The sequence below is a fragment of the Flavitalea flava genome, assembly GCF_054461575.1.
Genome location: NZ_JBTLQH010000097.1, coordinates 1 through 6,862, shown reverse-complemented (window position 1 = coordinate 6,862; position 6,862 = coordinate 1). Strand labels below are relative to the sequence as shown.

The window sequence follows — 6,862 nt, the reverse complement described above, 5'->3', positions numbered from 1 at the left end:
GGGAATCCGAACACGATCCCAGGAATCAATCCCAACCGGCATCCAAAACAGAGCCTGTTCCTAATCCATTATAAACCATCCATCAGTAACCATCCATCCTAAACCGCCGAAATCACCTGCTTTTTGTTTCAGGAGGTGAAATCCTCTACCTGGCTGGCAAGGGCTCTGATCCACTTATTCCAGGTCCTGAAGGAAAACCAGACCATTAAAGCCATCAGTATCAGGACACCAACCAGCAGGAGAACCTTTACTTTCGTGAAATTTATAACGGCTGAGAAAAAAAGGATCAGGAAAATGCTATAAAGGGAAGATACCATCAACGAAAAAACGGACAGCCGCCTGATCCTTACCAGATATTGCTGAAGGGATAGTTTTAGATTGGCCCCGCTGGCAGGCAGCACCAGGGAAATATACCCCAGGACATCATTAAAAATATAGAGAAGCACACTGCTTACCAGCAAAGCGTTTACAAAGAATGGTTTTTTATCGCCATCAAACCAGTCCCGGTAAACCAATAAGAACAAGGTCAGGCCAATTGTCTCCATTATCAATTTTATCCTGATCTTTTTTATAGAAGGAAGACGGGAGATCCTGGTCATTTTTTGAAGATCGGATTCCATTTTAGCCGGTCCACCGGCATTTTGCCAGGAAGATTTTAAGTCTTGCAGATCCATAGATTTAGTTTATTATTTTTTTTAATTTATGTTTGATCCTGTTGAGCTTTACACCCACATTATTATCACTAAGACCCGTTATTTCACCAATCTCCCGGTAACTGAAATCTTCCAGATAAAGAGAGATGACCGCCTTCTCGGAATCGCTTAATAAGCGTATAGCTGAAAACAGCCGTTCTTCCATCTGCGGGATTGGTCCTTCGATTGTGCCTTCGATTGCCCCTTCACCAGGAAGAACAAGATTATCCGGGATCTCCTCGTAATAATCGGTTGGGGCCGCTGATTTACGATAGATGGCCATAGCCGTATTTAATCCGACCCTGTACATCCATGAACTTAGCCTTGCCTCTTTTTTAAAGGAGGGAAATGATTTCCACAACTGGTAAACAATTTCCTGAAACAGGTCTTCCCGGTCCTCCGGACGATCCCGGTAAATCCTGCATATTTTATAGATAATCTTTTGATGGTCACCTATCGCCTTTAAAAATTCTTTTTCCATGCTGTGTTTTTTTGCACCCGTTCTCATTGTTAGTTGTTGTGGCGACCGGGAAACTTACAGGGCCTGTGCCTTTTTTTGAGGCCATTATCCGGAATATCCCCGGGGCCACCGCCCAAAGTGCAAATTAGAAAGCTTCAAAAAAACTATGTATAAATTTTTATAAATCAAAAAGATAGCTAATCTCTCCCTGATGCCGGGGGGTTTATCCGTAAAGGGGGTATCTTTGCCCCTCTTTAGGCCAGATCATTGAATACTGGCAGATCATTTAATTTGAAAAACATCGAGTAAAGCCATGGTTCATAATTTCAACTCAGGTCCCAGCATCTTACCGAAAGAAGTTTTCGAGCAGGCCAGCCGTGCCATTCTGGATTTTAATAATTCCGGTCTTTCCATTCTGGAAATCGGGCACAGGACCTCTCTTTTCCAGGAAGTGCTGGATGAGGCCGTAGCTATTTCCCGCGAATTATTACAGCTGGATAATGAACATGATGTATTGTTCCTCCATGGAGGAGCTTCCACTCAGTTCTTCCAGGTCCCCATGAATTTGTTGAACGAGGACGAAACCGCGGCATATTTGGATTGCGGCGTTTTTAGCGCCAAGGCCCTTAAGGAAGCAAAACTTTTCGGCAAGGTGGATGTAGTCGCCTCATCCAAAGAAAAGAATTATACTTATATCCCCCGTGATTTTGTCATTTCTCCGGAGACAAAATATTTTCATTATACCACGAATAATACCATCGAAGGAACACAAATGCATCATATTCCCGACACCAAGGTTCCCCTGGTAGCCGATATGAGCAGCGATATCCTCAGCAGGGTAATGGATTTTAACCGGTTTGATCTCATCTATGCGGGAGCGCAAAAAAATATTGGCGCAGCCGGGGTGAACATGGTGATCGTTAAAAAAGATATCCTGGGTAAGGTGAACCGCAAACTGCCCTCCATGATGGATTACCGTCAGCATATCGAAGCAGGTTCCATGCTCAACACCCCTCCGGTCTTTGCCATTTACGTATGTTTGCTGACCCTCCGCTGGCTGAAACAACAGGGAGGTGTCGCAGCCATTGAAAAGATCAATAAAAAGAAAGCGGCGCTTATCTATGATACCCTGGATAATCTATCCATTTTCCGTCCTACAGTAGTCAGGGAAGACCGGAGCATTATGAACGCGGTCTTTGTCATGGATGATCCGGCGCTGGAAAAGGAATTCCTGGCTACCTGCAAAGAGAACGGTATGGTTGGTATTAAAGGCCATCGGAGTGTCGGAGGGTTCAGAGCCTCTCTATACAATGCTCTTCCATTGGAAAGCGTACAGGCATTAACGGAACTGATGAAACATTTTGCAACTCAAAAAGCTTAATAACGATGGCAACGATTACTCCATTCAGGGCCTTACGTCCGGCTCCTTCCCTGGCAAAACAAGTAGCTTCCAGGCCTTATGATGTATTGAACAGCCGGGAAGCCAGGGAAGAAGCAGCAGGTAACCCCGACTCTTTCCTGCATATCACCAAATCCGAGATCGATCTGCCGGAAGATATAGATACCCATTCTCAAACGGTCTACGACAAGGCGAAAGAAAACCTGCAGAACTTTATCAAAAAAGGGATATTACTGCAGGAGGAAAAACCCTGTTATTATATTTACCGGCTGATCATGAACGGCAGGAGTCAGACAGGTCTGGTCTGCGGGAGTTCGGTCGATGATTATGAGAACGATATTATCAAAAAACATGAGCTGACCCGCCCGGACAAGGAAGCCGACCGGATCAATCATATGAAAACCATCGGCGCGCAGACGGGAAACGTTTTTTTAGCTTATAAAAATGTGGAGGCCGTCGACACCCTGATCGAAAACTGGAAAAACACGCACAGCCCATTATATGATTTTGTGGCAGAAGACGGCATTAGTCATACGATATGGGTGGCGGACACGAAAGAGGCGATCAGCGGCATTACCGCACTTTTTGCGAACTCCGTTCCTTTTACCTATATCGCGGATGGTCATCACCGTGCAGCTTCCGCTGCCAAGGTAAGAAAGGCGCTTGGCGAAGGAGCCTCCAAAGAAGCCGATTTTTTCCTGACCACATTATTCCCGGCCGCCCAGTTACATATACTGGATTATAACCGGCTGGCGCATGACCTGAATGGTGCGACGGTCGAGGAATTCCTGACCAATCTGCAAAAGGATTTCCTGGTGGGCAAACTCGATAAGGCATTTGCTCCGGGTCAATTGCATGAATTCGGAATGTACCTCGACGGCAATTGGTACCAGCTTGTGGCCAAGGAAGGTACCTTTACCACCGATCCTATCGGCATCCTTGACGTAACGATCCTTCAAAAAAATGTGCTGGACAAATTGCTCGCCATCAAAGACCCACGGACAGATAAACGGATCGATTTTGCGGGCGGGATCCGTGGACTGGCAGAACTGGAGAAAAGGGTGAACAGCGGTGAAATGAAGGTTGCTTTCAGCTTGTATCCCGTCAGTATCGAACAGTTATTCGATATTGCCGACAGCGGAAATATTATGCCTCCGAAAAGCACCTGGTTCGAACCGAAATTAAGAGATGGTCTGCTGACGCATTTGATATAGCGGCAACCTCCGGGTTTAAGAAAACAACCATTATGGTGCGTGTTTTGAATAACGAGCCGGTAACATAGAGTTTTTTTTTGATACATAAAAAATCTTAGCTTGCAGTTCAATCATATTCCATGAGTCGTGTCCTGTTTCTGATAAGTATATCCTTCCTTTCCGGTCTTTCCGTCCTTGCTCAATCTGAACCGGATTCCAAGGCCTTGCAGGAAACGGCTAAAACATTCACCCGCCAGGGAGATTATACCAATGCGGTGATCGTTCTTAACGGGGCGTTGAAAAAAGATCCGAATAATATAGAATTACAAAAGGATCTCGCATTCGATTATTATCTGCAGCAGGAAAATGCCAAAGGATTGAATATTGCCAGGGCCCTGACCGAACGAACGGATGCCGATGTTCAGTGTTACCAGCTGGCAGGGCTTTTTTATAAGGCTATCGACCAAGGCAAGGAATGCGAAAAGCTTTATAGAGCAGGAATCAAACGTTTTCCTCAAAGCGGGGTACTATATAATGAGCTTGGTGAAATGCTCTGGGCCCGTCAGGACAATGCTTCTATTAAAGAATGGGAAAAGGGGATCGAAATCGACCCCGGTTACTCTTCCAATTATTATAATGCCTGTAAATATTATTTTGTAACGACCGACAAAGTCTGGAGTCTCGTCTACGGGGAGATTTTTTTAAACCTGGAAAGTTATAGCAAACGCACCGCTGAGGTAAAAGGTCTTCTTCTTCAGGGCTATAAAAAATTGTTCAGCGAGACAGACCTGATGAAATTCCAAAACGGCAAAGCACCTTTTGTTGCTGCCTATCTGGGTACCATCCAAAAAGTCAGCGGTGCCGTTGCACAGGGTATCACCACAGAATCGCTCACTTTACTGCGGACAAGATTCATCCTTGGCTGGTACCAGAATTATTCCAGCAATTTTCCTTTCCGTCTTTTCGATTACCAGCGCCAGCTATTAAAGGACGGTCTTTTCGATGCTTATAATCAATGGATCTTCGGCGCTGCCGAAAACCTCACCAACTTCCAGACCTGGACCAATACCCATGCCGATGAGTATACCCGGTTCACCAATTTCCAGAAAGGAAGGGTCTTCCGGTTACCCGAAGGACAGTATTACCAGGTCGCTTCCAAATAAGTATGGGGTCTTTTCTCCTTCGCGGCTTTCCTGTTTTTTTTGTATTTTGATGCCCGGAAACATCCGTCAATTAAAAAATTACTATGACCTCCCCTACACGATTGTTCGATTGCCTTCAGTTACACCTGGAAAAATCCCCGCTGCCGGATATGCTGGCAGCTAAAGAAAATGGAGCCTGGAAGACCTACAGCACAGAACAGGTAGCGGAAACAGTGAATAAGATCAGCGGGGGGCTCCTCAAATTGGGTATTTCAGGAGGGGATCTTAGTCCGGAGGGAATGGATAAAGTGGCTATAATTGCCAAAAACAGACCGGAGTGGGTCATGGTAGACCTGGCTACCCAGCAGATAGGCGCCGTATTGACCCCCATCTATCCTACGATCAATGTCCAGGAACTGGAATTTGTGCTGAATGATGCCGGCGTGAAGGTAATCTTTGTCGATAATGAGGAGCTCTTTCATAAAGTATTGAGCATTCGCGACAAACTGATCACTCTCCGGGAAATCTATTCTTTCGAACACGTACCGAATGCCAGGCATTGGAAAGAATTGACGGATAGTGCAGGGCAGGAAGACCTGGCCCGTATTCCGGCTATCCGTGAAAAGATACGGTATGAAGACCTGGCCACTATCATTTATACATCCGGCACTACCGGTACACCAAAGGGAGTTATGCTTTCCCATCAGAACATTCTCAGCAATGTGATGGCTTGTCTCAAATGTATCCCCCCCGGACCGATCAAGGCGCTTAGTTTTCTGCCGCTCAATCATATTTTTGAGCGCATGCTGACCTATATCTATATTTTTAACGGCAGCCCCATCTATTATGCGGAAAGCATGGATACCATCGGCGAAAATCTGAAAGAAGTGCAGCCCCAGATGTTCACCACCGTTCCCCGTCTGCTGGAAAAAGTCTATGACCGTATCATGCAAAAAGGAGCCGAACTCACCGGTGTGAAAAAGAAGCTTTTCTTCTGGGCCCACGACCTCGCCACCCGCTATGAGATCAATAAACCCATGGGGTTTTGGTATGACCTGCAATTGTCCCTGGCCAACAAACTCATCTTCAGTAAATGGAGAGAAGGCCTCGGCAATAACCTTATATGTATCGTCAGCGGCGGTGCTGCCTGCCAGGTACGGCTGATCCGGATTTTTACCGCCGCAAAGATCCCTGTTATGGAAGGATACGGGCTCACCGAAACCTCCCCGGTGATCAGCGTCAACCGTTATGAAGTGAAAGATCGTATGTTCGGTACCGTTGGGCGGCTGATCGAAGGAGTAGATGTGAAGATCGCAGAAGATGGAGAGATCCTTTGCAAAGGCCCCAATATTACCTTGGGGTATTTTAAACGCCCTGACCTGTCGGCGGAAGCCCTGATCGATGGCTGGTTCCATACAGGTGATATCGGACAGCTGATCGATGGAAAATTCCTGAAAATTACCGACCGCAAAAAAGAAATGTTCAAGACCAGCGGAGGAAAATATGTAGCCCCGCTCGTGATCGAAAATAAATTAAAGGAGTCGATGCTGGTCGAGCAAATCATGATCGTTGGCCCCGAACGGAAATTCGTAGGAGCGCTCATCGTCCCGGCCTTTGTCTATTTAAAAGACTGGGCCCGGCAGAATGGGATCAATTCGGCCACCAATGAGGAATTGATCCGCAATCCCAAAGTCATCAACCATTACCAGGAAGTCATAGAGAACTATAATCAATATTTTAATCATGTGGAGCAGATCAAAAAATTCGAACTGCTTCCTGCGGAATGGAGTATCGAAACCGGGGAGATGACGCCCAAGCTCAGCCTAAAACGAAAAGTGATCACGGAAAGATACCGCGATGTGATCGAAAAAATTTACGCTTAGAATTTAAATATTTCTGCAAATCGAGTGGGAAGGTAGCCATTAGCTGACTACCTGTCCCCTCACACCACACGTGCGTACGGGCCCGTACACGGC

General features: G+C 46.2%; 6 protein-coding genes. 4 read left to right on the top strand and 2 right to left on the bottom strand.

Annotated elements, in window-relative coordinates:
* Window positions 1-128: 128 nt before the first annotated feature.
* Both ACX0G9_RS31385 and ACX0G9_RS31380 read right to left on the bottom strand, forming a co-directional pair.
* Window positions 129-674 carry a hypothetical protein gene (locus tag ACX0G9_RS31385; protein WP_459068953.1) on the bottom strand — a complete coding sequence of 182 codons (546 nt, stop codon included), beginning with the start codon at window positions 672-674 and terminating at the stop codon, window positions 129-131.
* Window positions 675-678: 4 nt separating this feature from the next.
* The gene (locus ACX0G9_RS31380) at window positions 679-1,173 is read right to left on the bottom strand and encodes an RNA polymerase sigma factor (protein WP_459068952.1); all 495 of its coding nucleotides are present in this window, start codon (window positions 1,171-1,173) and stop codon (window positions 679-681) included.
* 292 nt (window positions 1,174-1,465) lie between these two features.
* Here ACX0G9_RS31380 and serC point away from each other — a divergent pair, with 292 nt between their 5' ends.
* From serC to ACX0G9_RS31360, 4 genes are all read left to right on the top strand, one after another.
* Window positions 1,466-2,533 (top strand): 3-phosphoserine/phosphohydroxythreonine transaminase, encoded by a 1,068-nt coding sequence (serC, locus tag ACX0G9_RS31375; RefSeq protein WP_459068951.1) that lies wholly within the window; start codon window positions 1,466-1,468, stop codon window positions 2,531-2,533.
* A 5-nt stretch (window positions 2,534-2,538) separates the two neighbouring features.
* Window positions 2,539-3,765: a DUF1015 domain-containing protein gene (locus ACX0G9_RS31370; RefSeq protein ID WP_459068950.1), complete on the top strand. Its 1,227-nt coding sequence runs from the start codon at window positions 2,539-2,541 to the stop codon at window positions 3,763-3,765.
* 119 nt (window positions 3,766-3,884) lie between these two features.
* Window positions 3,885-4,907 carry a tetratricopeptide repeat protein gene (locus ACX0G9_RS31365; RefSeq protein ID WP_459068949.1) on the top strand — a complete coding sequence of 341 codons (1,023 nt, stop codon included), beginning with the start codon at window positions 3,885-3,887 and terminating at the stop codon, window positions 4,905-4,907.
* A gap of 83 nt (window positions 4,908-4,990) precedes the next feature.
* A complete protein-coding gene (locus ACX0G9_RS31360; protein ID WP_459068948.1) occupies window positions 4,991-6,769 on the top strand; it encodes an AMP-dependent synthetase/ligase in 1,779 nt (592 codons plus the stop codon).
* Window positions 6,770-6,862: the final 93 nt, after the last annotated feature.

Coding starts and splice junctions, on each gene's coding strand:
- ACX0G9_RS31380 (WP_459068952.1), bottom strand. CDS start 1,173: ATGGAAAAAGAATTTTTAAAGGCGATAGGTGACCATCAAAAGATTATC.
- ACX0G9_RS31365 (WP_459068949.1), top strand. CDS start 3,885: ATGAGTCGTGTCCTGTTTCTGATAAGTATATCCTTCCTTTCCGGTCTT.
- ACX0G9_RS31370 (WP_459068950.1), top strand. CDS start 2,539: ATGGCAACGATTACTCCATTCAGGGCCTTACGTCCGGCTCCTTCCCTG.
- ACX0G9_RS31385 (WP_459068953.1), bottom strand. CDS start 674: ATGGATCTGCAAGACTTAAAATCTTCCTGGCAAAATGCCGGTGGACCG.
- ACX0G9_RS31360 (WP_459068948.1), top strand. CDS start 4,991: ATGACCTCCCCTACACGATTGTTCGATTGCCTTCAGTTACACCTGGAA.
- serC (WP_459068951.1), top strand. CDS start 1,466: ATGGTTCATAATTTCAACTCAGGTCCCAGCATCTTACCGAAAGAAGTT.